Origin of the sequence: Streptomyces sp. NPDC050549 (assembly GCF_040655035.1) — a bacterium.
Classification (GTDB): domain Bacteria; phylum Actinomycetota; class Actinomycetes; order Streptomycetales; family Streptomycetaceae; genus Streptomyces.
Map to the genome: position 1 here is coordinate 242,647 of NZ_JBFAJD010000005.1, position 25,092 is coordinate 267,738.

20 protein-coding genes are annotated in these 25,092 nt (G+C 70.6%); 5 read left to right on the forward strand and 15 right to left on the reverse strand.

What is annotated here, in order from left to right:
• Positions 1-7 precede the first annotated feature (7 nt).
• Positions 8-1,156: a sensor histidine kinase gene (locus tag AB0I51_RS10830; RefSeq protein WP_362973667.1), complete on the forward strand. Its 1,149-nt coding sequence runs from the start codon at positions 8-10 to the stop codon at positions 1,154-1,156.
• Positions 1,153-1,812 (forward strand): response regulator transcription factor, encoded by a 660-nt coding sequence (locus tag AB0I51_RS10835; protein ID WP_362973505.1) that lies wholly within the window; start codon positions 1,153-1,155, stop codon positions 1,810-1,812. Before AB0I51_RS10830 ends, AB0I51_RS10835 begins: the two co-directional genes overlap by 4 nt.
• Here the strand turns inward: AB0I51_RS10835 and AB0I51_RS10840 are convergent.
• Complete coding sequence (locus AB0I51_RS10840) at positions 1,776-2,843, reverse strand: FUSC family protein (protein WP_362973507.1); 1,068 nt, start codon at positions 2,841-2,843, stop codon at positions 1,776-1,778. The two genes, AB0I51_RS10835 and AB0I51_RS10840, sit on opposite strands and share 37 nt — an antisense overlap.
• A gap of 62 nt (positions 2,844-2,905) precedes the next feature.
• On the opposite strand from AB0I51_RS10840, the gene AB0I51_RS10845 reads away from it, so the two are divergent.
• On the forward strand, positions 2,906-3,331 hold the full coding sequence (locus tag AB0I51_RS10845; protein WP_362973509.1) for a MarR family transcriptional regulator: 426 nt from the start codon (positions 2,906-2,908) through the stop codon (positions 3,329-3,331).
• Here the strand turns inward: AB0I51_RS10845 and AB0I51_RS10850 are convergent.
• Both AB0I51_RS10850 and AB0I51_RS10855 read right to left on the reverse strand, forming a co-directional pair.
• Positions 3,328-4,677, reverse strand: coding sequence for a hypothetical protein (locus AB0I51_RS10850; protein WP_362973511.1), 1,350 nt, complete (start codon positions 4,675-4,677; stop codon positions 3,328-3,330). The genes AB0I51_RS10845 and AB0I51_RS10850 overlap by 4 nt on opposite strands.
• A 106-nt stretch (positions 4,678-4,783) precedes the next feature.
• Positions 4,784-7,795 (reverse strand): glycoside hydrolase family 3 N-terminal domain-containing protein, encoded by a 3,012-nt coding sequence (locus tag AB0I51_RS10855; protein ID WP_362973513.1) that lies wholly within the window; start codon positions 7,793-7,795, stop codon positions 4,784-4,786.
• A gap of 133 nt (positions 7,796-7,928) precedes the next feature.
• Here AB0I51_RS10855 and AB0I51_RS10860 point away from each other — a divergent pair, with 133 nt between their 5' ends.
• Positions 7,929-9,803 carry a ricin-type beta-trefoil lectin domain protein gene (locus tag AB0I51_RS10860; protein ID WP_362973515.1) on the forward strand — a complete coding sequence of 625 codons (1,875 nt, stop codon included), beginning with the start codon at positions 7,929-7,931 and terminating at the stop codon, positions 9,801-9,803.
• A gap of 7 nt (positions 9,804-9,810) precedes the next feature.
• Entirely contained in the window at positions 9,811-10,305 is a 495-nt protein-coding gene (locus AB0I51_RS10865; protein ID WP_362973517.1) for a hypothetical protein, read from the forward strand.
• 7 nt (positions 10,306-10,312) lie between these two features.
• Here AB0I51_RS10865 and cimA read toward each other — a convergent pair whose 3' ends face one another.
• The 12 genes from cimA to AB0I51_RS10925 form a co-directional block, all read right to left on the reverse strand.
• Complete coding sequence (gene cimA, locus AB0I51_RS10870; RefSeq protein ID WP_362973519.1) at positions 10,313-11,917, reverse strand: citramalate synthase; 1,605 nt, start codon at positions 11,915-11,917, stop codon at positions 10,313-10,315.
• 302 nt (positions 11,918-12,219) lie between these two features.
• The gene (locus AB0I51_RS10875) at positions 12,220-13,530 is read right to left on the reverse strand and encodes a hypothetical protein (protein WP_362973521.1); all 1,311 of its coding nucleotides are present in this window, start codon (positions 13,528-13,530) and stop codon (positions 12,220-12,222) included.
• The gene (locus tag AB0I51_RS10880) at positions 13,527-14,600 is read right to left on the reverse strand and encodes a hypothetical protein (RefSeq protein ID WP_362973523.1); all 1,074 of its coding nucleotides are present in this window, start codon (positions 14,598-14,600) and stop codon (positions 13,527-13,529) included. Before AB0I51_RS10880 ends, AB0I51_RS10875 begins: the two co-directional genes overlap by 4 nt.
• Positions 14,600-15,868 (reverse strand): hypothetical protein, encoded by a 1,269-nt coding sequence (locus tag AB0I51_RS10885; protein WP_362973525.1) that lies wholly within the window; start codon positions 15,866-15,868, stop codon positions 14,600-14,602. Before AB0I51_RS10885 ends, AB0I51_RS10880 begins: the two co-directional genes overlap by 1 nt.
• A 62-nt stretch (positions 15,869-15,930) precedes the next feature.
• Positions 15,931-16,983, reverse strand: coding sequence for a protein TolB (locus AB0I51_RS10890; RefSeq protein WP_362973527.1), 1,053 nt, complete (start codon positions 16,981-16,983; stop codon positions 15,931-15,933).
• A gap of 120 nt (positions 16,984-17,103) precedes the next feature.
• The gene (locus AB0I51_RS10895) at positions 17,104-17,706 is read right to left on the reverse strand and encodes a TetR/AcrR family transcriptional regulator (protein ID WP_362973529.1); all 603 of its coding nucleotides are present in this window, start codon (positions 17,704-17,706) and stop codon (positions 17,104-17,106) included.
• Positions 17,707-17,723: 17 nt separating this feature from the next.
• Positions 17,724-18,737, reverse strand: coding sequence for an agmatine deiminase family protein (locus AB0I51_RS10900; protein WP_362973533.1), 1,014 nt, complete (start codon positions 18,735-18,737; stop codon positions 17,724-17,726).
• A gap of 23 nt (positions 18,738-18,760) precedes the next feature.
• Entirely contained in the window at positions 18,761-20,431 is a 1,671-nt protein-coding gene (locus AB0I51_RS10905; RefSeq protein ID WP_362973535.1) for an urease subunit alpha, read from the reverse strand.
• Positions 20,428-21,108, reverse strand: a complete 681-nt coding sequence (ureA, locus tag AB0I51_RS10910; protein ID WP_362973537.1) for an urease subunit gamma — start codon at positions 21,106-21,108, stop codon at positions 20,428-20,430. The genes AB0I51_RS10905 and ureA overlap by 4 nt, the downstream gene beginning before the upstream one ends.
• A 214-nt stretch (positions 21,109-21,322) precedes the next feature.
• The gene (locus AB0I51_RS10915; RefSeq protein ID WP_362973539.1) at positions 21,323-22,624 is read right to left on the reverse strand and encodes a lysine 2,3-aminomutase; all 1,302 of its coding nucleotides are present in this window, start codon (positions 22,622-22,624) and stop codon (positions 21,323-21,325) included.
• A 15-nt stretch (positions 22,625-22,639) separates the two neighbouring features.
• Positions 22,640-23,710, reverse strand: a complete 1,071-nt coding sequence (locus AB0I51_RS10920; RefSeq protein ID WP_362973541.1) for a hypothetical protein — start codon at positions 23,708-23,710, stop codon at positions 22,640-22,642.
• Positions 23,711-23,816: 106 nt separating this feature from the next.
• Positions 23,817-24,905, reverse strand: a complete 1,089-nt coding sequence (locus AB0I51_RS10925) for a branched-chain amino acid aminotransferase (protein ID WP_362973543.1) — start codon at positions 24,903-24,905, stop codon at positions 23,817-23,819.
• Positions 24,906-25,092 lie beyond the last annotated feature (187 nt).

A 25,092-nucleotide genomic window follows, 5' to 3' on the forward strand; every position in this document is an offset into this window, starting at 1 on the left:
GGCGGTGCTGTTCCGCTGGCGGACCGCCGACTCCGGTACACGCGCCGTGATCGTGGCGGTCGTCCTCGCCGCGCTCGCCGTCTCCGAAGTCCTCGTCCGCAGCACCGGCCCGGCCGGTGGTTTCGCCACGCTGCTGCTGCTCACCCTCTCCTCCACCCTCCCTCTCGCCTTCGTCCTCGGCACCGGACGGCTCGCCCGGAGCTGCGCCGCCGTCGCGATCAGCGCCTCCTGTGTGCTGTCGCTCGTGCCCTTCGGGCAGCTCACCGTCGGCGGGGTCGTGGCCCAACTGGTGTGCGTGTACGTACTGGGGCGATCCGGCGCCACCCGGCTCGGCGGGCTGTTCGTCCTGCCGTACGTCGTGATCGCCCTCGGCAGCCGGGAGGAACTGACCAGGGTCGTCGCCGTCCTCGTCGCGACCCTCGCCTCCGCCGCCGCGGCCACCGGCATCGCCCACCACGTACGCAGCACGGCCCTGGCCCACAGCGTGACCGAACAGGCCTTCGCGGACACGCTCCTCGAACACGCTGCCCGTGGTGAACGGGCGCGCATCGCACGGGAGTTGCACGATGTCGTCGCGCATCACATCTCGATGATCGCCGTCCAGGCTGAGACCGCCCGCCTCACCACCCCGGGCCTCCCGGCCGAGGGCGCCACCCGGCTGCTCGCCATCGGTGACACCGCGCGCACCGCGCTGACCGAGATGCGGCGGCTGCTGGGCGTGCTGCGGGAAGACGCGGACACGGGGGTCCAGCGGCGGCCCCAGCCCGGTCTCCGCCAGCTCATGGAACTCGTCGACGAGTCACGGGACGCGGCCGGCTCCCGCACCCGGCTCATCGTCAGCGGGCCCGTCTCCTCCCTCGACCCCGGCATCGAGGTCACCGCGTACCGGATCGTGCAGGAGGCCCTGACCAACGCCCGCCGACACGCACCGGGTGCCGCCGTGGACGTGGAACTCCGTTATGGGGACGAGGACTTGGCGGTGCGCGTGCGCGACAACGGGCCCGGGCCGGCGGCCGATGTCTCCGGCCACGGTCTGCTGGGCATGCGCGAGCGTGCCGCGACGGTGGGGGGCACGCTGCGCACCGGGCACGCTCCCGGCGGCGGTTTCCTGGTCGAGGCGCGCCTGCCCGTCGAGCCGGAGGAGGCACCGGCATGACCATCCGCATCGTCGTCGCCGACGACCACGAGATCGTCCGGGTCGGGTACGCCGGACTCCTCGCCACCCAGGCCGACTTCACCGTCGTCGGCACGGCCCCCGACGGCGCCGAGGCGGTACGCGTCTGCCGGGAGCACCTGCCCGACGTGGTCCTGATGGACGTACGGATGCCGGTCATGGACGGCATCGAGGCCACCGCACGGCTCCAGGGCCCGGACGCCCCACGCGTACTCGTACTCACGACCTTCGACCTCGACGAGCACGTCTACGACGCCCTGACGGCGGGGGCGAGCGGGTTCCTGCTCAAGGACGTGACGGCTGAGCGGCTCTTCGACGCGGTACGGGTCGTGGCGGCCGGCGAGGCACTGCTCGCGCCCGCGATCACCCGCCGGCTCATCTCCGAGTTCGCGCGCCAGCGCCCCCGAACCGCCCTCGTTCGGACCGCACTTGACGCCCTCACCCCACGCGAGACCGACGTTCTGCGACTGCTCGCGGAAGGCCTGTCCAACCCGGAGCTCGCCGTCCGCCTGCACGTCGGCGAGGAGACCGTGAAGACCCATGTCAGCCGCATCCTGTCCAAACTGGGGCTGCGGGACCGTACGCAAGCCGTCGTGATGGCCTACGAGACGGGGCTGGTCGTGCCGAGAACGGGCTGACGACGGGCGCGCGCCACCGGCAGCAGCCACCACGCGGACGCCACCGACAGCACCGCGCCGACCGCGATGCCTTCGAGCCGGGTGGGCAGCAGGTGCAGGGCGTCCTGGCCGAAGTAGCCGAGGAGGAGGGACAGGGCGCAGGTCATTCCGGCGGCCCAGAAGGCGTAGTTGAGGGGACGCAGCCACAACGCGACCGCGAGGACGGCGAACATCAGCGCCACGGAGGTGTCGCCGGTGACGCCGATCAGCGCGACGCCCGCCGCCAGCAGCGTGCCGACCGTGGCCCCTGCCAGCCGCTCGATTCCCTTGCGCAGTACGTCCGTTCGGCCGCGGTTGCCGCTCGCGGCGACGTACGCGGTGAGCACCACCCACGGCCAGTGGTTGTCGAAGAACAGCCGCCCCACGACGAAGGCGGCGGCGATACCGGCCGCCATCTGGAGGGCCATGCGGGTGCTGGGGCGGGGGTGGAGACGGGAGCGGCGCGGCGGTTGTCCGGGATCGGGTTCGGCGCGCCAGGGCCGTGGGCCGAACCGGTCCCCCAGCCCCTGCACCAGCCACACCCCGCCGCACACCAGCGCCCCGATCAGCGCGGACCAGCCCCAAGTGACCAGCCCGCTCTGCGCCTTGGGCGGCAGCGCCGGACCCGGTACGACGAGGAGCGCGACCAGTGGGAGGGCCAGCAGCGTGCCGGCCTTCGTGGCGGCGGGGCCGTAGCGGCGGATCCAGATGGCGAGTGCCATGCCCGCCGTGTAGACGGCGGCGCCGAGCGCGTAGTGGGAGGCGATCAGCCGGCCGAGGAAGATCGAGGCGCCGGCCGTGATCGGCAGCAGGACGAGCGCGGTGAGCCGGCGGCGGGTGTCGGCGGTGCGTTGGGTGGAGGACATGGTCAGGGACAGGGCGACCGCGAGGACCAGCACGTCGGTGTGCAGTCCCGCGACACCCTCCAGCCAGAGGGCGACGCCCCAGCAGAGCAGCGCGGCGGTCATCGTCAGAGCCGCTTCGTACGCATTGCGTATCAGTTTGGCGGTCACTGTCACTACAGTAGCTGGCCGTATGCACGGTGAATAGTAAGTTAGTGCGTACGATATGCGTCATGGATCATCTCTCCGAGGCCGCCCGGATCCGTCGTGGCGTCGTACGGCTGAACCGGCGGCTGCGACAGGAACGCGGCGACGGCGGGCTCACCCCGAACCAGCTGATCGTGCTCGGGCATCTGCACCGGAACGGTTCGGCGACGCCCGGCGAGGTCGCGGTGGCCGAGCGGCAGCGACCCCAGTCGCTCACGCGGACCTTCGCCGAACTGGAGGCGGAGGGGTTGATCGCGCGTGAGCCGAGCGCGGTGGATCGGCGGCGGTCCGTACTCACACTGACGGCGGCGGGGCGGCAGGCGCTCGATCGGGACATGGCCGAGCGGGATGTGTGGCTGGCGGGGGCGCTGGCCTCGTTGAGCGCGACGGAGCGAGGGGTGTTGGAGTTGGCGGGGGCGGTCATGGAGCGGCTGGCGGCCCTGGAGGCCTAGAAACCCCCGCCGAAGTCCCCGCCGCCTCCCCCGTCGCCGCCCCCTCCGAAGTCCCCTCCCCCGAAGCCGCCGCCGAAGTCACCGGGGTCGAAGTTCGCACCGGACACGTCGCCGCCGTCGTAGCCGCCGCTGCCGAAGTCGCCGTAACCGGTGCCGTAGTCGGAGGCATAGGACGGGGTGGCCATCATGCTGCCCAGCAGCGTGCCGACGAGCAGGCCGGGGAGGAGGCCGCCGCCGAAGTAGCCGCCCGCCCAGGGGCCGTAGGCCGGGCCCGCGTCCCAGTACGGGCGGCGGCCGTAGTCCGTGTCGACCTCGCGGATCATCGGGTCCTGGCCGTCGGCGAGCCGGGCCCGGTCGGCCGCGCAGACCGGGACCTCGCGGGGTGCGCCGCCGGACGGCGTCCAGGTGGCGTCGGCGACCGAGGGGCCGTGGCGCGGGTCGAAGAAGCAGGGGGCCCGGCGCTCGGGCAGCGGGCGGCCCTCACGGCGGGCGGCGAGCTGGGCGAGCGAGAAGCGGCCGTCCTCCAGGGCCTGGGTGACGGCCCGCACGTCCTCGGGTTTCGTGGCCGCCGCCATGTACGTCTTCGCCTGCTCGTAGGCGTCGAGGGCGCGCTCGTAGTCGGCGCGCATCGCGTCGTCGGCGCGCGGTTCGGCCGGGTGGAAGTCGAGGCGGTCCAGTTCCTCGCCGAACGCGGTGATGTCCTCGTCGACCACGACCCGCAGCTTGTCCAGCGCGGCCCGCTGCTCCTCCAGCCTGCGCCGGCGGGAGCGCCGGACGAGGGTGTACGCCCCCGCGCCACCGGCCACCAGGACGCCTCCCGCGACGATCAGCGCCGTACCGGAGACTCCGTTGTCGCTGGAGGAGCCGCCCCAGGACGCGGGTGCCGAGCCGCCCATGTTGGCGAGCGCCCGGTCGGTGAAGTCGTCGAGCTGGGTCTTCGCGTCCTCGCCCTGCACGCTGGCGACCAGGTTCTTCACAGCCGCGTTCGACAGGACCGAGGAGTCCGCGCGGGCGTCGAAGCGGTCGCCGAGGCGGATCGCGTAGAGGCCGGTGATGCCGGTGGCGGTGCGCAGGTTCGGGAAGAGGTTCGCCGTCGGGTAGTCGGCGGGGAGGACCACGACGAAGACCGGCTTGTCGGCCTTCTTGATCCGCTGCGCGAGCGCGTCCGCGTCGGCGGACGGCAAGGAGGACGTCCCCGGGTCGACGTAGACGGGCCCCTTGCGCAGAGCCTGGCCGATCGTCGAGACGCCGGTGTCCGCGGCGGCCGGGGACGCCATGGTCAGCGCGGCGAGCAGCAGGGCCACGAGCAGCCCCGGGAGGCTTCGGCTCCAAGCGACGACCTTCATGATTCGACGCTAGCGGACGCGCCCCGCAGGGGCGCGGGGAACTGCGCGCCCAGCCACGACCATGCCGCAGCCGGCCGACAGCCCCCGCCCCCTTCCAGCAGCGCGCTCACGCCACCTTGTACGCCTCCTCCAGCTTCTTCACGGCCGCCGCGTACTTCCCGGTCAGCAGCAGATGGTCCGCGTCCGCGAACGGCTTCGAGACCGCCGCCGTGATGTTCTGGCCGATCTTCTGCTGGACGAGCAGCCGCGCCTCGGTGACCAGTGCCCTGCCCTTCTCCGCCGACCGGGTCTTCGCCGCGGCGGCCTCCAGCGCCTTCAGAGTGGACGCGCCACCCGTGGGCGCCTTCGACACGGTCGTCAGACCCCAGCCGTACGGGAACTGCGGATCGTACGACGTGTCGCCGACGTTGATCGGCAGCTGGGCCTCCGACTTCGGCCAGGTGACCGGGAGTTGACCGGTGAAGGAGCGCTTGCCGTAGAGGACGTCGGCCACGCCGTCGCCCTCGGTGCCCGGCAGCCAGGAGGCGACCAGAGCGTCGATCTTCGGAAGCCGGTCGCCGATCAGCTGCGGGCGCCCGGAGACGATCAGCACCGCGCACTTCATCGCCGCGCACACCTTGTCCACGGCTGCCTGGTCGGCGGGGGTAAGCGTCAGGTCGTTGCCGTTGCCGACATCGCCCACGCCCTCGGCGTACGGGGTCTCGCCGACCACGACCACACCGACGTCGTAACCGCCGGTCGGGGCGGAGGCGTCCTTGGAGTACGTGACGTCACCGCCGGCGTTCTTCATGCCCTGGAGGATCGTCGTGCCGGTCGTGTTGGTGCCGGACGAGCCCTGCCAGGTGATGGTCCAGCCGCCGGTCTGGTTGCCGAGGTCGTCGGCGTTGGAACCGGCGACGTAGACCCTCTGCGACTTCTTCAGCGGGAGCACGCCACCCGCGTTCTTCAGCAGCACCTGCGACTCGGCCGCCGCCTGCCGTGCCACCGCACGGTGCGAAGTCGAGCCGATCTGCGCCGCGTTGCTCGTGTCGGCGTACGGCTTCTCGAAGAGGCCGAGCTTGAACTTCTGCGTGAGAATGCGGGACACGGCGTCGTCGATCCGCTTCTCGGTGACGTGGCCCGCCTTCACCTCGGCGATCAGCGTCGAGCTGAAGTCCCTGTAGCTGTACGGGACCATCATCATGTCGACGCCCGCGTTGACCGCCGTGTCGACGTGCGCCGCGTAGTCGCCGGGGAGCTGGTCGATGGCGTTCCAGTCGCTGATGACGAAGCCGTCGAAGCCCATCCGGTTCTTGAGGACGCCGTTGATCATGTCGGCGCGGGCGTGCATCTTCACCGGGCCGAGGCCGTCGCCGACGATGTCGAGCGAGGAGTACGACGGCATGACCGTGCCGATGCCCCGGTCGACGGCCGTCTGGTACGGCGCCAGGTGGATGGCCTCCAGCTGCTGCCGGGTGACGGTGGTGACGCCCTGGTCGATGGTGTAGGTGCCGGTGGTGGAGGAGCCGTAGGCCGTACCGCCGTCGCCGACGAAGTGCTTGGCGGTGGCGAGGACCTTGTCGTCGTCCTTCAACTGCCTGCCGTTCGCGGCGCCTTGGAGTCCCTGGATCATCGTCTCCATGGACTGGACGAGCGCCGGGTCCTCGCCGAAGGACTCGTAGGAACGGCCCCAGCGTTCGTCACGGGTGACGCAGAGGCAGGGCGCGAAGTCCCACGGGACACCGGTCGAGCGGACCTCACTGGCCGTCACCGCGCCGGTCTTCTGGGCGAGTTGGGGGTCGCGGGTGGCGCCGATGCCGATGTTGTGCGGCATGATCGTGGCGCCGGCCAGGTTGTTGTGGCCGTGGACGGCGTCCACGCCGTAGATCAGCGGGATCTGGAACCGCGTTGCCTGCGCCCGGAGTTGGAACGAGTCGATCATCTTCGCCCAGGCGGCCGCCGTGTTGGGCGTCGGGGTCGAGCCGCCGCCGGAGAGCAGTGAGCCGAGGTCGTAGGTGGCGATGTCGGCGCCGGTCCCGATGCCGCCGCGCTCGGCCTGGGTCATCTGCCCGGCCTTCTCCTCCGGCGACATGCGCTTCACCAGGTCGGCGACGCGCTTCTTGATCGGCAACTTGCTGTCCAGGTACGGCAGTCCGTGCGCGTCGATGACCACCTGGGGCGTCTCGGCCGGGGCCTTGGCGCCGGTGACCGTGAGCTTCAGCGGGATCGTCTCGGCGTTCTCGGCGGACCTGTCCTTCAGCGTGCGGACCTTGACGGTCTGGGTGGTGCCGGACGCGGTGCCCGCAGGGAAGGTGAGGGTGCCGGAGACCGGGGTGTAGTCCTTGCCGGAGGTGGCGGTGCCGCCGTCGGACGTGTAGGCGACGGTCACCGGGTCGTCGACCGGCGCGGAGCCGGTGGTGGCGACGGTGACCTCGACCGTGGCCGTACCGCCCTCCTCGACCGGGTAGACGGCCGAGTCGGTGGTGACGTTCGTGCGCAGCGACTGGTCGGCCTTGCCGTACAACTCGACGTCGTCCATGGCGAATTGGCCCTTGATGCCGACGGGGAGCGTGACCGCGTAGCCCCACATCTGCGTCAGTCCGAGGACATGGTCGATGCCGCCGACGGGCTGGTAGTCCGTGCGGTACACGAAGTTCGTGAACGGGATCTCGATCTGCTTCCAGCCGGTGAAGTCGTCCGTGAAGGACGTCGTCCACAGCTCGGAGGCCTCGCCGTTGGCGCCGCCGTCCTTGATCTCGAAGTTGGTCGACTTGCCCGTGTTCTGGCCGTCCCACCAGAAACGGATGCCCTGGTGGGCGGACCAGTCGTGGGCGGGCTCGGTCGCGGCGAAGTCGTGGGTGAGGCCGCCGTAGCCGCTGATGTCGTACGTGCCGGTGAGTACCTTGTCGCCCTCGGGGGCGTCGGGTCTCGCGGTCAGGGCCAGCTGGGGCGGGTCGTCGCTGTCGCCGCCCCAGGTGAAGATGCCCTCGGCGGGCTGGCTCGCGAAGGGCACCTCGCCCTCGAAGCGGTCGACGGGGGTGGGGGCTGGGTCGGCGGCGACTGCCGCCTGGGACACGGCGGCCGGTGACAGCAGCGCGGCGCACAGGGCGGTGGAAACGAGCAGGGCGGTTCTTGGCATGGACCTTCCCTCGGCTCTGGGGCTCTGGTTCACTCTGGTTCGCACAGTTCACTCATGACTTAGATCACGTCGTGAGTTAACTAACGGCCCGAGGACCCGTCAAGACGTCTCGTCAGGAAGGGCTAACGCATCCATGTCCAGGAGAACCCCCCGCACGGCCCGGCTACTGCTCGCCGGACTGCTCTCCGTGGCCGGCTTCAGCGCGGCCGTACCCCCCGCACACGCGGCCGGTGAACAGGTCACGGCCTGGCTCACCACCACCGACGACGCCGCCGGACGCCATGTGACCCGCGGCCTCCAGGCCCAGACTCCGTTCGCCTTCTCCTCCGGGACGGGCGGCAGCGGCGAGAACATCACCGTCGACGAGAACACCCGCTACCAGACCTTCACCGGCGGCGGCGCGTCCTTCACGGACACCGCGGCCTGGCTGATGAACAGCAGCGGCGCGCTGTCGGCGGCGACCCGGAACACGACGATGACCAAGTTGTTCTCGCCGACGGACGGCATCGGCCTGTCGTTCCTGCGCAATCCGATGGGCGCCTCGGACCTGGCGCGGTACGGGTACACGTACGACGACGTGGCCTCCGGCCAGACCGACCCGAACCTCACCTCCTTCTCGATCGCGCACGACCTGGCGGACGTGGTGCCGCTGACCAAGCAGGCGCTCTCACTGAACCCCTCTCTGACTGTCATGGCCTCGCCATGGACGGCGCCCGCGTGGATGAAGGACAGCGGCTCGCTCAACGGCGGCTGGCTGAAGTCCGAGGACTACGGGGCCTACGCCAACTACTTCGTCAAGTACCTCCAGGCGTACAAGGACCAGGGCGTTCCGGTGTCGTACGTGACCGTCCAGAACGAGCCGACGTGCTGTTCCGGCTACCCTTCGATGAGCTGGAACGCGTCCGGGCTCGCCTACTTCACGAAGAGCGAGCTGCTGCCCAAGCTCAACGCGTCCGGCCTGACGACGAAGGTCCTGGCGCACGACTGGAACTGGGACGTGTACGACTCGTACGCGGCGGCGACGGTCGACGACGCGGCCGTCCGCTCCAACCCCAACTTCGGCGGCATCGCCTGGCACGGCTACAGCGACATCAGCGGCGTCACCAAGCAGACCACCGTCCACAACCAGTACCCGACGCTGGACGCCTTCGGCACCGAGCACTCCGGCGGCACCTGGATCGCCAACCAGCAGCGCGAGGACATGAACAACATCATCGACTACACCCGCAACTGGGCGAAGTCGGTGACCAAGTGGTCCCTGGCGGTGGACCAGAACATGGGCCCGCACAACGGCGGTTGCGGCACCTGCACGGGCCTCATCACCGTGCACAACGGGGACGGCGCGAGCGGAACCGTCGACTACACCGTCGAGTACTACACGATGGGCCAGCTGACGAAGTTCGTACGGCCGGGAGCGCAGCGGATCGCTTCCACGGCGTCCACCAGCGTGCCGAACGTGGCGTGGCGCAACCCGGACGGTTCGAAGGCGCTGATCGCATACAACGACGCGTCCACCGCGAAGACCGTCACCATCAACTGGGGCGGCCAGCACGCGACTTACTCCCTCCCCGGCAAGACCTCCGCCACGTTCACCTGGACGGGGACGCAGTCCGGCGGCGGCAGCCGGACCGGGGCGTTCGTCGGACTCGCGAGCAAGTGCCTCGACGTGGCCGGGGGTTCGACCGCCAACGGCACGGCCGTCCAGCTCTACGACTGCAACGGCTCGACCGCCCAGCAGTGGACCGTGGGGACCGACGGCACGGTGCGCGCCCTCGGCAAGTGCCTCGACGTGACGTCGGCTTCCACCGCCGACGGGGCCAAGGTGCAGTTGTACGACTGCAACGGAACCGCCGCGCAACAGTGGTCGTACAACTCCTCCACCGGTGATGTCGTGAATACGGCGGCCAACAAGTGCCTCGACGTCACGGACAACTCGTCGGCGAACGGGGCGCGGGCGCAGATCTGGACGTGCTCGGGGGCCGCGAACCAGAAGTGGCATCTGCAGTAGGGGAGTCATGAGACGTACTCGGGGGACGGCGGCCGTGCTGGGCACGGCCGCCGGTGCGTTGTTGTTGGGCGGGTGCACGGCCGTCGATCTGCCGCTGGCCGGGGTGCGGCTCGGGGCGGACGGGGTGCCGCAGGCGCTGATCCGGCCGTGCGGGGACGACAGTTACCGGTCTCCGTCGCTCGACGGGTGGGCCAGGGGGATCGACGAGGGACCGGTCACCGCGGGGTGGGACGTGCGGAAGGAGAAGCTGAGCGGAGACGCCGAGTTCCCGCTGTTCTCGCCGCCGGCCGCCTGGAAGGCACGGCACCGGGGCGAGCAGCGGCTCCTGCCGAAGCACCACTACTCGCTGACCTTCGGGCACTACATCACGGGCGACTCGTACAACGGGGTCGTGGAGTTCTCCACCGAGCAGATCACCGCCCTGAAACCCGGCCGGGTCTGGGCCGACGACAAGGCCATGAGCCTCGGCGAGTTCGAGAAACTCGCCGAGGACTCCTGCTGAGGACGGCCTACTTGGCGGGCTCGACGCCCGCGCGGAGGAGGCCGTAGGTGTACGCGTCCTCCAGGGCCTGCCAGGACGCGGCGATGACGTTCTCCGCGACGCCCACCGTCGACCACTCGCCCGAGCCGTCGGACGTGGAGATCAGGACGCGGGTCGTGGAGGACGTGCCGTGGACGCCTTCCAGGATGCGGACCTTGTAGTCGACGAGGTCGAGCTTGGCGAGCTGGGGGTAGATCTTCTCCAGGGCCACGCGCAGGGCACGGTCCAGCGCGTTGACCGGGCCGTTGCCCTCGGCGGTGGCGACGATGCGCTCGCCCTTGGCGTACAGCTTGACCGTGGCCTCGTTGGCGTGGCTTCCGTCGGGGCGGTCCTCGACGATCGCGCGCCAGGACTCGACCTGGAAGTAGGAGCGGGCCTTGCCCTCCGTCTCGGCGCGCAGCAGGAGTTCGAAGGACGCGTCGGCCGCTTCGTAGGTGTAGCCCTTGAGTTCGCGCTCCTTGACGCGGTCCACGACCCGGCCGACCAGTTCGCGGTCACCGCTGATGTCGACGCCGAGTTCCTTGCCCTTGAGCTCGATGGAGGCGCGGCCGGCCATGTCGGAGACCAGCATCCGCATGGTGTTGCCGACCTGCTCGGGGTCGATGTGCTGGTACAGGTCGGGGTCGACCTTGATCGCGGAGGCGTGCAGGCCGGCCTTGTGCGCGAAGGCCGATACGCCGACGTAGGGCTGGTGCGTGGACGGCGTGAGGTTCACGACCTCGGCGATCGCGTGGGAGATGCGGGTCATCTCACGCAGCTTGCCGTCGGGCAGGACCTTCTTGCCGTACTTCAGCTCCAGCGCGGCGACCACCGGGAACAGGTTGGCGTTGCCGACGCGCTCGCCGTAGCCGTTCGCCGTGCACTGGACGTGGGTCGCGCCCGCGTCGACGGCGGCGAGGGTGTTGGCAACCGCGCAGCCGGTGTCGTCCTGGGTGTGGATGCCGAGCCTGGCGCCGGTGTCGGCGAGGACGGTGGCGACGACCGCCTGGACCTGCGCCGGGAGCATCCCGCCGTTGGTGTCGCAGAGGATCACGACGGACGCGCCGGCCTCGGACGCCGCACGGACGACGGCCTTCGCGTACTCGGGGTTGGCGCGGTAACCGTCGAAGAAGTGCTCGCAGTCGACGAAGACACGGCGGCCCTGCGCGACCAGGTGGGAGACGGTGTCGCGGACCATCTCCAGGTTCTCGTCGAGGGTGGTGCGCAGGGCCAGCTCGACATGCCGGTCGTGGGACTTGGCGACGAGGGTGATGACATCGGCGCCGGAGTCCAGGAGCGCCTTGACCTGCGGGTCCTCGGCCGCCTTGGCGCCGGCGCGGCGGGTGGCGCCGAACGCGACGAGCTGCGCGTGCTTGAAGTCGATCTCCTGCCGGGCACGGGCGAAGAACTCGGTGTCCCGCGGGTTGGCGCCCGGCCAGCCGCCCTCGATGAAGCCAACGCCGAAGTCGTCCAGGTGCCGGGCGATGGCCAGCTTGTCCGCGACGGTGAGGTTGATGCCCTCCCGCTGCGCGCCGTCACGCAGGGTCGTGTCGAAGACGTGGAACGCATCGTCGAGTGCGCTGGTTTCCGTCATGGTGTCTGGCTCCTGAGGATCTGAATCTCGGTCTGTACCGGAATGACCGGCTCCACCGTCCCTCAATGGTCCCTCGCACTGCTTTCCCGGCTGAAGGTGGGCCAGAAAAGCGAAAAACCCCTCGCGGGTGCGAGAGGTCTGCGCGCGGGTCGAGAGACGACGGTGATCGCCCGTACCTGGTCGTACGAGGCGGTCACTGCGGACCGGCGCGCCTGCTGCCAATAATCGTGGCGAACGAGAACACGGAGGCAGTCTGGCACAGCCCCCGTGCCTCGCTCATGTGCGTCTCAGGATGCGGTCGATCACTTGAGGTGACGTACGAACACGTCGAGGGTGCCGTTGGTGTCGTCGGGCACCAGGTCGTCGGCGTACGACGTGAAGGAGACCGCCAGTCCGTCGGGCTGGACGGACGGGCTCGTCGACGACCCGTCGCCCGGGGCGCCCTGCGCGTTCGCGCTGACCAGCTGTGCCGAGCCGTCCGTCAGGTCCGCGAGCCAGACCTGGCGCGGCGCCTCCGGATCGGCCAGGGTCCCGGACTCGTAGGCGACCCGGAGCCCGTCCGCGCTGAGCGAGGCCCCGTGAGTGAAGACGCCTCGGCCCGTCCCCTTGACCAGTCGCGTGCGGCCCTTGTCGAGGTCGCGGACGAATACGTTCGCACTGCCGTTGGTGTCCCCGTGCACGAGATTCGAGGCGTAGGAGTCGAAGGCCACCACTCGGCCGTCGGCGCTGATCGACGGTCCGGTGGACTCGCGGTTCGCCGGTCCTCCGGTGCGCGCCACGGACGCCTTCTCCAGGGCTCCGGTCTCCATGTCGCGGACGTAGATGTCGCTGTCGTTGGCGGGTCCTCCCGGGTGCGGGATCGCGTACTGGTAGGCGATGTGACGGCCGTCGGCGCTGATCGAGGGCCGGCCGGCGGCGCGCGAGCCGTCTTCGGACACCTGGCTGACCGGCGCGATCGAGCCGTCGTAGACGCGGTAGCGGTAGACGCGCGACTGCTCGACGTGCTCGGGTGTGGACGGCAGCGTCGCCACGAACGCCACCCACTGGCAGTCGAAGCTGATCGCCGGCTGCCCCATCGAGGTGAACGGCACGCCCTGGTAGCTGCGCGGGAGCACGCTGATCTTGCCGACGCTCCGGTTGCGCAGATGGATCAGCGGTTCGTGGTCCTCTCGCGGGGTCGTCGTCAGGTTGGCCGCCTGTGAGACGAAGGCGATGAACCGGCCGTTGGCACAGCCCGACGGCTCGTAGGAGGGGCCGTCGCCCATGAGGTCACCGGGCAGCGCGTCGTAACTGACCTCATGCGTCCCGGACGGGTCCCGGTAGTACACGTCGGACTGCCCGTTGGTGTCCCCGCTGTGCACGGCCGCGTTCGAGGTGAACACGACACCCCTGTCCGTCGCGGCAGCCCCGAACGACGCGTCGTTCAGCTGAACGTCGTCCGGAGCGACGCTGGCGCGCTCGGTGTACGGAACCTCGGCTGCGGCGCTCGCCGGCGTTCCCGCCAGGGTCACCGCGGCGGTGACAAGGGCGGTGGCCAGCGTGGCGCGTGTGCGGGTGCGTGTATTGCTGATGTGTACGATCTGTGCCCCCTGTGATGCCGGTCGGTCGGTCACTGGCGATGGACGAACACGTCCGAGACCCCGTTGGTGTCGTCCCGGACGAGGTCGTCGGCCGTGGAGGCGAAGACGACGGCACGGCCGTGGCGGGTGACGGAGCCCGGTACGACGGTGGAGCCGGGCGGGGCCACCGTGGTCCGCGCGCCCGTCCGGGAGTCGAGCAGGACCAGCCCGGTGTCCTCGGCGAGCACGACGTACCGGAGGGAGGCGTCGGCGGCCTCGGCGGTGGCGGCGCCGAGCGGCCGGACCTGTCCGGTGCGCAGGTCACGGACGCGGGCCTGCCAAGTCCCCCCGTCGGAAAGGGCGTTGAAGAGCACCCGGTGCCCGTCCGCGGAGAGCTGGACGAGTCCCGCCGGGGCACCCGTGTCGACGCGGGTCGTCGCGCCCGTGCGGCGGTCCTTGACGTAAAGGGCGCTGTCGGACCCGGCCTGGATTCCGTACGCCACGAACCGGCCGTCCGCGCTGAGTTGTCCCCCGGTGACATTGCCCGGGTGGTCCACCGGGTCGATCAACTCCTCGGTGCCGGTGGACAGATCGCGGACCAGGAGGTGTCGTACGCCATTGCTCCCGTTGCGGTTGCCGATGGTGTACGACACCTGGCGGCCGTCGGCACTGAATCCGACGAGGTCGCTGCGCTCGTACGACGTGTCCGTCGGCGGGTTCGCCGGCCAGAGCTGCTGGAGTCCGCCGGTCGCGCGGTCGTACACGTTCGCCTTGAAGAAGTGGTACGTGCCCGTCGTATAGCCGACGCGACGCCCGTCGGCACTGATCGTCATGCCCGACGTCTCCGTGCCGGTGCCCGGAATCTGCTGCCGGGCGCCGGAGCGCAGATCGGTGACGAAGACGCAGGTGGAGAAGTCGGCCGAGCAGCCGTCCGCGGGGCCGAGCGTTCCGTAGACCGCGTAGCGTCCGTCGGCGCTGACGGTCCCGCCGCGTGATGCCGTCGCCAGTTGGGCGCCGTGGGCGCCGGTGCTCACGCGCACGATCAGGCGTGGCGCTGCGTGCGCCGGGGTCACCGTCAGGGTGAGGGCGCCGACCAGGGCGGCACCGGGAAGCAGCCGCCTCATCACTTGGCCCCCAGGTGCCGTACGAAGATGTCGGCGACGCCGTTCGTGTCGCGCGGGACGAGATTCGTGGCCGTGGACGAGAACACGGCGGTCCGGCCGTGCGCGTCGAGGGCGACGGTGTCGGAGGCGCCGTCGGCGGCATCGGTCACCAGGCGGATCGCTCCGGTACGGAGGTCCTTGACGAAGATGTCGGCGACGCCGTTCGTGTCGCCCGGGACGAGATTCGTGGCCGCCGAACCGAACGCCGCGTAGCGGCCGTCCGCGCTCAGGCTCACGCCCTGGCTCGCGCCGTCGGCCTGGGTGCCGTCGGCCGCGGTGCTCAGCCTGACGGTCGTCCGCGCCTTCCGGTCGAACAGGAACACGTCGGTGGTCTTGTTCGTGTCGTCGGGGACGAGGTTGGCGACGTTGGAGGAGAAGGCGACCAAGCGGGCGTTCGCGCTCATCGACGGTCCCCATGAGCTGTTCTTGTAGACGAAGCGGGTGGGGATGCTGACCTGCTCGGTGGTGCCCTTGGCCCGGTCACGCACATACACGTTCGTGGCGTGGGTCCAGTCGTGCGCCGGATCCAGTTGGGCGGCCGTCACGAAGGCCACACAGCGGCCGTCGGCGCTCAACGAGGCCTGGAACGAGTCGCTGTCGCCCTGGGTACCGTCGGTGGTGAACTGGACCAGTTCGTTCCGGCCGGTCCTGCGGTCGTGGACGATCACGTCGTCCCGCCCGTTGGTGTCACCGGGCGCGGCGTCCGGAGACGCGGTGCTGTAGGCGACGTAGCGGCCGTTCCCGCTGATGGTGGGCAGGTAGTTGAGCTCGAACAGGGGCGGGCTCGCCGCGTGGCCGGTGCTGATGCGCTCGGTGCGGTGGGTCCTCAGATCACGGAGATAGATGTCGGCCGCATCGTTGTGGTCCCCCTTGGTGAGTGCGGCCTCGGTGGCGAAGACGACGTACCGGCCGTCCGCGCTCAGCGCGGGATCGCTCGCCGGGCCCTCGGCCACGCGCTGGGTACGCCCCGTACGCAGGTCGCGGACGAACAGGTCGGCGACGCCGTTCCGGTCGCCGGGGACGAGGTTGGTCGCGGCCGAAGTGAACGCCACATAGCGGCCGTTCGCGCTGATCGCAGGTGCGGCGGAGGCGCCGTCCGCCTCACGTCCACCGGTGCCGCCGCTGATCCGTGAGGTATGCGGTGACGACTGCGCGGCTGCCGGCAGCGCCGCACCCGTGAGCGCGGCCACCATGGCGGCGCCCAGGACCGTACGTCGTGCGATGTGCATGGAGATCCCCCTGAGTTTCCTGCAAGTCCCTTGCGAACAATTGATGTTGTGCATCGGCTCGGTCAGCGGCGCACGAAGACGTCCGCCACCGCGTTCGTGTCGTCGGGCACCAGGTCGGACGCGGCCGACGAGAAGACGACTCCCCTGTCACTCACCGCACCCGCTCCCGCGCTCGCGGCGGCCGTGGCGTCGGCGACGGTGTGGTCGGCTCCGGTGCGCAGGTCGCGCAGGTGCAGGGCCGACTGCCCGTCGGCGTACAGGAGTTGGCGCCCGTCGGGGCTGACCGCCCGGGCCTGGACGCCGGGGAGGTGTCGCACCCGGCCGGTGCGCAGGTCCCGCACATACGCGCCGTCCGCGGAATTCATCGCCAGCGTGCGGCCGTCGGCGCTGAGCTGGACGAGAGTGGAGCGGGTGCCGTCGTCGGCCTCGGTCTGCCCGCCGCTCCTGCGGTCGGCGACCCACACGTCACCGGTGCCGTCGTCCTGGTAGGCGACGAGCCGGCCGTCGCCGCTGATCGACGGGTGGGACATGTCCCGGCTCCCGTCGTCCTGCGGGCCGGCGCTGACGGTCTCGTGGGTGCCCGTGATCCGGTCGTAGACGTCGATGCGGGTCGGGAACTGCGGGTGGGTGACGTACTGGTAGGCCACATACCGGCCGTCCGCGCTGATCGTCGGGTCGTACGCGCTGTCCCTGAGCGCGGCGCCGTCGATCCGGGTACGCGTACCGGTCGTGCGGTCGGTCAGGAAGACATCGATGTCGTGTGTGCCCCAGTCGGTGGAGGCGGCCCAGCGGCCGTCGGTGCTGAGCACCGGGGTGCCGAGGGCCGCCACTCTGCCGACCGTGCCGGTGCGCAGGTCACGGACGTACGCCTGGCTGTCCGGGCCGTGGCCCGGATCGGGGACGAGGTCGGTCGCCGAGGAACGGAAGGCGACGAAGCGGCCATTCGGAGTGATCGACGCGCCGCCGGAGGCCCCGTCGGCCTGGGTGCCGTCGGCGGCGGTACTGATCCGTTGCAGGCGGGGCGCGTGCGGTGCCGCGGCGGCCGGGACGACGCCCACGGCGAACACGAGGAGCAGCCCGGCCCCCGAGGAGATGCTTGAGGTGCGTGTGGACATGAACATGGTTCCCCCCGAAACCTTGCTTTCCCCCGGTCCCGCACCGGGGACTCACAAGGATGCAAGCGCACCGGGCACCCCGGGTCAATGCGCTCGTCTGCGTACAACCCGGGCGCCCCCTCACGCGTCCGCGAGAAGCCCTTCCTCCACGAACTCCCTTACGTGGCCGAGAACTTGCGTGCGGTCCGTGCCGCGCAGGCCGATCGCGACGTGGATGGAGAAGCCGTCGAGGAGGGCGCGGAGGCGGGCGGCGAAGCGGTCGGGGTCCACGGGGCGGAACTCGCCGCGCGAGACGCCCTCCGCGATCAGGGCGACGAGGTCGCGGTGCCAGACGCCCTCGATGGCGGCCTGCCGGTCGCGAGCCTCGTCGTCGGCGTTCTGCGAGCGGTTCCAGACCTCCAGCCAGAGCGTCCAGTGCGGGTCGTGGTGGCCGTCGGGGACGTACAGGTCGACGTACGCGTCGAGGCGTTCCCGGACCGTTGCCGCCGTGCGGGTGAGCAGGCGTCCGCGTTCGGCGCCGAGTCTGCCCTCGCTCCACTCCAGGGTCTGGAGGAGCAGTTCGTCCTTGGAGTGGAAGTAGTAGAGGAGATGGCCGCTGCTCATGCCGACCTCGCGGCCGAGCGCCGCCATGGTGAGCTGCTCCAGACCGCGTTCGGCGATCATCTCCATGGCGGCGGCGAGCACGTCCTCGCGGGGCGGGGCCTGTCTGCGCCCACCGGCCATCTGATCCTCCGGCTCTGCTAGATCCTCGGCTGCTGTTGCGTGATGCAGTGGATGCCGCCACCGCCCGCGAAGATCGTACGGGCGTCCACCGGCGTGACCGTCCGCTCGGGGAAGAGGCCCCGGAAGATACCGGCCGCGATCTCGTCGTGCGGGTCGTCGAAGGCGCAGAGCACGACTCCGCCGTTGCAGAGGTAGTGGTTGATGTAGGAGTAGTCGACCCAGTGCCCGTCGGCCTCCAGCACGGTCGGTGCGGGGATCTCCACGACCTCCAGGGGGCGGCCCTTCGCATCGGTCTCGGCGCGCAGCAGAGCGAGGTACTCCTGGGAGCGGGCGTGGTCCGGGTGGGCCGGGTCGCGCTGGCTGTGGACCAGTACGGTGCCGGGCCGGGCGAAGGCCGCGACGATGTCGACGTGGCCCTGGGTGCCGTAGACGCCGTAGTCGCCGGTGAGGCCGTGCGGGAGCCAGATGGCCTTGGTGGTGCCGAGCCTGGCGTGGATCTCCGCCTCGACCTGCTCCCGGGTCCAGCCGGGGTTGCGGCCTTCGCCGAGCTGGACCGTCTCGGTGAGCAGGACCGTGCCCTCGCCGTCGACGTGGATCGCGCCGCCCTCGTTGACGAGGGTGCTGCTCAGGGCCGGCACCCCGGCGAGGTCCGCGACCTGGCGGGCGATCTTGGAGTCGTGCTCCCAGCGGGCCCAGTCCTGGGCGCCCCAGCCGTTGAACGTCCAGTCCACGGCGGCCAGTTCACGGCCGTCCGTGACGAAGGTGGGGCCGATGTCCCGCATCCAGGCGTCGTCGAGGTCGCGCTCGACCAGATCGACGTCCGGGCCGAGCAGTTCGCGCGCCGACCCGCCCTGGCCCGGCCCGTGCACCATCGTCACCGGTTCGAAGCGGCGCACGGCCCGGGCCACGGACGCCCAGGCGGCGCGGGCCTCCGTCAACTCCTCGTCGGTCGTGAAGGTGGGGTTGGGTCCTGGCCAGGCCATCCAGGTGCGCTCGTGCGGGGCCCACTCGGGCGGCATACGGAAGCTCATCAGAAGTCCCAGGTCCTAGTGTTCTAGAGGAAGTAGAGGCGGTTGAGGGAGACCGAGTCGGCGGGCTCCGAGCGGATCGGCTCGCCGTCGAGGGTGACCAGGCCGGTGCGCTGGTCGACGTCGACCGCTCCGGTACGGGAGTTGAGGCGCAGGTCGGCGGGGCCGATGCCGCGCGTGCCACGAACGGCCACCCGGCGACGGCGAGTTGGCATGGAGTCCCCGCCCTGGTCCAGGGCCGCCTGCGCGACGAAGGCCACGGAGATGTCGGCGGGCGTGCTGCCGTGCGCGCCGAACTGCGGTCCCAGGACCAGGGGTTCGCAGGTGTCGGTCGCCGCGTTCGGGTCGCCGACGACTCCGTACGCCGGGAATCCGGACTTCAGCACGAGCTGCGGTTTCGCACCGAAGTACTCGGGCCGCCACAGCACGAGGTCGGCGAGCTTGCCGACCTCGATGGAACCGACCTCGTGCGAAAGTCCGTGCGCGATCGCGGGGTTGATGGTCAGCTTGGCGATGTAGCGCAGGACGCGTTCGTTGTCGTGGTCCTCCGGGGCGCCGAGTTCGGCCTTCATCTTCCCGGCCATCGCGAACGTACGGCGGACCGTCTCACCCGCCCGCCCCATGCCCTGCGCGTCGGACGAGGTGATGCCGATCGCGCCCAGGTCGTGCAGCACGTCCTCGGCACCCATCGTCCCGGCGCGGATCCGGTCGCGGGCCATCGCGGCGTCGCCGGGCAGGTCGGTCTTCAGGTCGTGGACGGAGACGATCATGCCGTAGTGCTCGGCGACCGCGTCCCGGCCGAAGGGGAGGGTGGGGTTGGTGGAGGAGCCGATGACGTTCGGAACTCCCGCCATCTTCAACACGTTCGGGACGTGTCCGCCGCCGCAGCCCTCGATGTGGAAGGCGTGGATCGTCCGGCCCTCCAGCACGCGCAGGGTGTCCTCGACGGACAGGCACTCGTTCAACCCGTCGCTGTGCAGGGCGACTTGGACATCGTGCTCCTCGGCGACCCGCAACGCCGTGTCCAGCGCGCGGGTGTGGGCACCCATGTCCTCGTGCACCTTGAAGCCGCTGGCCCCGCCTTCGGCCAGCGCCTCGATCAGCGGGGCGTCCGAGGACGACGAACCCCGGCCCAGGAAGCCGATGTTGACCGGCCAGGCGTCGAAGGCGTTGAAGGCGTGGCGCAGCGCCCAGGGCGAGTTGACGCCGACGCCCCACACCGGGCCGAACTCCTGCCCGATGATCGTGGTGACCCCGGAGGCGAGGGAGGCCTCCATGATGCGCGGCGACAGCAGATGGACATGCGTGTCGACGGCACCGGCGGTGGCGATGAGCCCCTCGCCGGAGACGATCGAGGTACCGGTGCCGACGACGACGTCGACCCCGTCGAGGGTGTCGGGGTTCCCGGCCCGCCCGATGGAGCAGATGCGCCCTTCCCTGATCCCGATGGACACTTTCCGGACACCCTGCACCGCGTCGATCACGACGACATTGCTGACCACGACATCGCACGTCTCCCGCACCGCGGCGGCCTTGAGATGGAGTCCGTCGCGGGCCGTCTTGCCGAAGCCGGCGAGGAACTCGTCGCCGTAGCGCTGCGAGTCGGACTCCACGCGGACGGTCAGACCCGAGTCGCCGAGACGGACACGGTCGCCGGCGCGGGGGCCGTGGGTGGCGGCGTACTCGTACGGGTTCACAGCTCAACTCCCAGATAACCGCAGGCAGTTGCCCGGCGCAGCGCCTCTTCCCTCGCGCCCGGCGCGTCCAGCGGCCCGTCGACGAGACCGGCGAAGCCGATGGCGATCCGCGAGCCGCCGATCGGCAGCAGACCGACCTCGGCGCTCTCTCCCGGGCCGAAACGGACGGACGACCCTGCGGGTACGGCGAGCCGCATGCCGTAGGCCTCGGCGCGCGGGAAGTCGAGGCGCGGGTTGGCCTCGAAGAAGTGGAAGTGGGAGGTCACGGAGACGGGGACGGTCGCGGTGTTGGTGACGGTGAGCCGGACGACGGCCTCGGGATCGGCGTGCGCGGGTCCGGGGAGGAGCGCGCCCGGGGCCTCGCCGCCGAGTCCGCCGCCGATGGGGTCGGAGACGACCGCCAGCCGGGAACCGTCGTCGAAGACGGCCTCGACATGGACCTCGGTGACGACGTCCGCGACACCCGGCAGGACGTCGTCGGGCCCCAATACGGACCGGGCACGCTCGATCGCGAGAGCGAGCCCGAGACCGTCCCGGGCGGCCTCGCACACGGTGTCCGCGATCAGCGCGGTCGCCTCCGGCACATTGAGCCGCAGGCCGCGCGCCTTGCGGGCGCGGGCCAGCTCGGCGGCACCGAAGAGCAGCAGGCGGTCGCGTTCGGTGGGAGTGAGCCGCATAGGGGTCGTCCCTTCGTTTAGAGCAGCACTCTAAACGCGGGTCGCGAAAAAGGGAAACAAGTCCGTTTGAAGTGGTTCGATGTCAGCTTGTGCGGTGCTCTAGATGCCCCAGCCCCGGCAGGGGTTCGCTCGCGCCGACATCCGGTTCCAAGAAGGCCAAGGCCAGAGAAGGACCGGCCACCGCGGCCGACGGTCGTGAGGATGCGGCGCCCGTTCACCCCACCTCCAGCCCCGGCAGGAACTCACTCGCCCCGAACGCCGGCTTCAGGTCCGTGAACCATGTCGCGGTCTCGTCGTAGGCCGCGAAGAACGGGCGGTCGACCAGGGACGGGTCGCGGGCCTGGATCAGGTGGAGGACGAAGACCTTCTCCCCGGCGACCTCCGCGACGCCGTCGACGCCGACCTTGCCCGGCATCGCGGACATGACCGGGCCGCGGACCGTGCGGGCGAGGCCGGAGACACGGGCGTAGGCGTCGCGGAAGATCTGGTGGCCGCGGGCCAGCGGGACGCCGAAGTAGCCCTGGGGGCCGGTGTCGCGCTCGACGAACTGGTAGTACGGCACCGCGCCGAGCGTGGTCGTCTCGTCCCACAGTTCGGCCCAGGCCTCGGCGTTGTCGTTGATGCCGGCCACCAGCGGGCCCTGGCAGCGGATCACGGCGCCCGTGCCCCGCACCCGGCGCATCGCCTCCCGTACGACCGGCGGGCGCAGTTCCTGGGGGTGGGTGAAGTGGGCCATCAGGGCGAGGTGACGGCCGCTTGCCACCACCTTCTCGAAGAGGCGCAGCAGGTCGTCGGCGTCGCGCTCGGTCGTGAAGCGGTACGGCCAGAACGCGAGGGACTTGGTGCCGATGCGGATCGAGCGGATCGTGTCGATCTCGAGGAGGGGGTCGACGTAGCGGCGAAGGACCTCCGTGCTCATGACCAGGGGGTCGCCGCCGGTGATCAGCGTGCTGGTGACCTCGGGGTGGGCGCGGAGGTAGGCGGACGTGGTCGCGATGTCGTCGGTGGCGATGCGGAGTTCGGACTCGCCGACGAACTGGGGCCAGCGGAAGCAGTACGTGCAGTAGGCGTGGCAGGTCTGACCCTGGCGCGGGAAGACCAGCACGGTTTCGGGGTACTTGTGCTGGAGGCCTTCCAGGCGCTCGCCCTCGTGCACGGGCACGTTGGCGTCGAGCTGGCCCGAGGGGTGCGGGTTGAGCCGCATCCTGATCTCGTGGGCCGCGCGCAGGACTTCGGCCTTCGGTGCCTCCTGGGAGAGGAGGTCGGCCATCTGCTTGAGATCGGGTTCGGGCAACATCCCGGCCTGCGGGAACGTCAGCCGGAAGATCGGGTCGTCGGGCACCGCCGCCCAGTCGATCAGCTCGTCGACGACGTGGCTGTTCGTGCGGAAGGGCAGCACCGTGGAGACGGCCCGCAGGGCGAGCCGTTCGGCAGCCGTCAGGGACACGCGTTTCAGCAGTCCGTCCAGGTCACGGGGCGTGAAGGCGCGAAAGCGGGGGTGGTGCGCTGAGCTCATGTGTGCCGGGGCCCTCTATTCCGTGACCAGGACCGTAGGCGGCCGTAGTTCCACGAAGGCCGCCGCCTGCGCATCGTACTTCTCCGTGAAGTGGTGGATGAGCCGCCCGTGCAGCTCGCTGCGGTCGTCCACGACGATGACCTCGTGCGCCTCGCCCGGGCCCAGGGCCCCGCTGTGGGCGGAGAGTTGGTCGAGGCGGCGGCGCGCCAGGTAGGTGACGAGGTCGGGGGCCTCGACGTACAGGCGGTCGCCGACGTAGACGAAGCGGCAGCTGAACTCCCGCCGTCCGTCGGCCGCGTCGACCAGGGTGACCGGCAGATGGGTGAAACGGTCCATCGGTTTGCCCTGCTGCCACAGCTCGTCGAAGCGCTGCTCGACGAAGGTGCCGAGCGGGGAGCGGACGGCGACCTCCAACTGAACGCCCTCGCCCGAGAGTCGGCCGACGGTGAGGAAAGAGACGAGACAGCGCTCGTCCCAGCGGTAGAGGGTCACTCCGGGGGAGGTCGAGCACAGCCGTACCTCCAGCAGACTCCGGGAGTGCTCGTCGAGCCGCTCGGCGAACCGGTCCAGGGTGCGCAGGTTGCGCATGATGTCGCGGCGGATGTCGGCGCTCTGCTCGCCGAGTTCACGCCCGCGCAGGATCACGGCGAGGGAGTCGGGGTCCAGGAGCAGGATCTGCACCCGGGCGCCGTGCGCGGTGGCCGAGCGGACACCGCGGTAGAGGCGCTCGGAGAACTGCGGGCCGAAGAGGTTGGAGAAGGTGTCGAGGACCTTCACGTTGGACGTGGAGCCGTACACCTGCGCGGCGAACCACTCGTAGTCGAGCCGGGTGTGTTCGCGGACCCGGCCCTCCTGAGCCCGGGAGATCAGCGGGCCGATCACGAAGACGGTGATGACCACGCCGACCAGGTCGGTGCCCAGGTTGAGGGCGAGGTTCTCGCTGTAGTTGGCCATCGTGTCGGCCCGCCAGAGCAGCAGCCCGGCGGAAGCGGCGAGCAGCACCAGCACGGTGAGGCTCTGCGGGCGGCGCGGAGTGCGTAACGCGCGCAGCAGCCAGCGCAGTCGCGGTATCGGCCCACCACTCACCGCGTCCCCTCCCCCGTGTTCCCGTCTCCTGCGGAATCAGTGGATACCCGCACGGGGGAGGCGATACGCGTCGAACCGGCTTCCGGCCGTCGACCGGGAGCCCGGCTCAGCCCAGGGGGTGCATCCAGCCGTGCTTGTCCACGGTGTCGCCGCGCTGGATGTCCAGGAGGGCGCCGCGCAGCCGCAGAGTCACCTCGCCGGGCTCGCCGCCGGACTGCCGCCACTCGGCGCCGGTGCGCTTGACCGTGCCGACCGGGGTGATGACCGCGGCCGTGCCGCAGGCGAAGACCTCGGTCAGCGTGCCGTTCTCCGAGTCGCGCTGCCACTGGTCGATGGAGATACGGCCCTCTTCGGGCTCGTAGCCGAGGTCGCGGGCGAGGGTGAGGAGGGAGTCGCGGGTGACGCCCTCCAGAATGGAGCCGGTCAGGGTGGGGGTGACGATCCTGTTGCCGTACACGAAGTACAGGTTCATGCCGCCGAGTTCCTCGACCCACTTGCGCTCGACCGCGTCGAGGTAGCAGACCTGGGCGCAGCCCTGCTCGGCGGCCTCGGCCTGGGCGAGGAGGGACGCGGCGTAGTTGCCGCCGGTCTTGGCGTCGCCCATGCCGCCGGGGACGGCGCGGACGTGGTCCTCGGAGACCCAGATGGAGACGGGCTTCACGCCGCCGGGGAAGTAGGCGCCGGCCGGGGAGGCGATGACCAGGAAGAGGTACTCGTTGGCGGGCTTCACGCCCAGGCCGACCTCGGTCGCGATCATGAACGGGCGCAGGTAAAGGGACTCCTCGCCGCCGTGCGCCGGGACCCAGTCGCGGTCCTGCTGGACCAGCACGTCACAGGCCTCGATGAACGTCTCGGCCGGCAGCTCGGGCATGCCGAGGCGGCGGGCGGAGGTCTGGAAACGGCGGGCGTTCTTCTCGGGGCGGAAGGTGGCCACCGAGCCGTCGGCCTGGCGGTAGGCCTTGAGGCCCTCGAAGATCTCCTGCGCGTAGTGCAGGGTCATGTTCGCGGGGTCGAGGGAGAGCGGGCCGTACGGCACGAGCTCGCCGTCGTGCCAGCCGCGGCCCTCGGTCCACTTGATCGTCACCATGTGGTCGGTGAAGTGGCGGCCGAACCCGGGGTTCGCCAGAATCGCGTCGCGCTCGGCGGCGGAAAGTGGCGAGGCCGAGGGCTTGAGCTCGATCGTGGGCGTCGTCATGAGTGGTTGTCCTTCACCGGTTGTGTGTGACGGGCCGCGCTCACGCCCTCGACTGCCAGTGGCCAGTGTTAGGACGTCCGAGCATTGCCTCACTCCGCGGCTCCGCGTTCGATTATCGCGCGTGGTGGACCGTGGACGAAAACGGCGTGAATGCGACCCAGGGATGATGGTGGCACCCGGCGGGGAC

Bases quoted from the DNA above. Each gene is read 5' to 3' on its own strand.
- AB0I51_RS10925 (WP_362973543.1), bottom strand. From the start codon at position 24,905: ATGACGACGCCCACGATCGAGCTCAAGCCCTCGGCCTCGCCACTTTCC.
- AB0I51_RS10860 (WP_362973515.1), top strand. From the start codon at position 7,929: ATGTCCAGGAGAACCCCCCGCACGGCCCGGCTACTGCTCGCCGGACTG.
- AB0I51_RS10845 (WP_362973509.1), top strand. From the start codon at position 2,906: ATGGATCATCTCTCCGAGGCCGCCCGGATCCGTCGTGGCGTCGTACGG.
- AB0I51_RS10865 (WP_362973517.1), top strand. From the start codon at position 9,811: ATGAGACGTACTCGGGGGACGGCGGCCGTGCTGGGCACGGCCGCCGGT.
- AB0I51_RS10890 (WP_362973527.1), bottom strand. From the start codon at position 16,983: ATGTCCACACGCACCTCAAGCATCTCCTCGGGGGCCGGGCTGCTCCTC.
- AB0I51_RS10885 (WP_362973525.1), bottom strand. From the start codon at position 15,868: ATGCACATCGCACGACGTACGGTCCTGGGCGCCGCCATGGTGGCCGCG.
- AB0I51_RS10900 (WP_362973533.1), bottom strand. From the start codon at position 18,737: ATGAGCTTCCGTATGCCGCCCGAGTGGGCCCCGCACGAGCGCACCTGG.
- AB0I51_RS10895 (WP_362973529.1), bottom strand. From the start codon at position 17,706: ATGGCCGGTGGGCGCAGACAGGCCCCGCCCCGCGAGGACGTGCTCGCC.
- AB0I51_RS10915 (WP_362973539.1), bottom strand. From the start codon at position 22,624: ATGAGCTCAGCGCACCACCCCCGCTTTCGCGCCTTCACGCCCCGTGAC.
- cimA (WP_362973519.1), bottom strand. From the start codon at position 11,917: ATGACGGAAACCAGCGCACTCGACGATGCGTTCCACGTCTTCGACACG.
- AB0I51_RS10835 (WP_362973505.1), top strand. From the start codon at position 1,153: ATGACCATCCGCATCGTCGTCGCCGACGACCACGAGATCGTCCGGGTC.
- AB0I51_RS10850 (WP_362973511.1), bottom strand. From the start codon at position 4,677: ATGAAGGTCGTCGCTTGGAGCCGAAGCCTCCCGGGGCTGCTCGTGGCC.
- ureA (WP_362973537.1), bottom strand. From the start codon at position 21,108: ATGCGGCTCACTCCCACCGAACGCGACCGCCTGCTGCTCTTCGGTGCC.
- AB0I51_RS10855 (WP_362973513.1), bottom strand. From the start codon at position 7,795: ATGCCAAGAACCGCCCTGCTCGTTTCCACCGCCCTGTGCGCCGCGCTG.
- AB0I51_RS10880 (WP_362973523.1), bottom strand. From the start codon at position 14,600: ATGAGGCGGCTGCTTCCCGGTGCCGCCCTGGTCGGCGCCCTCACCCTG.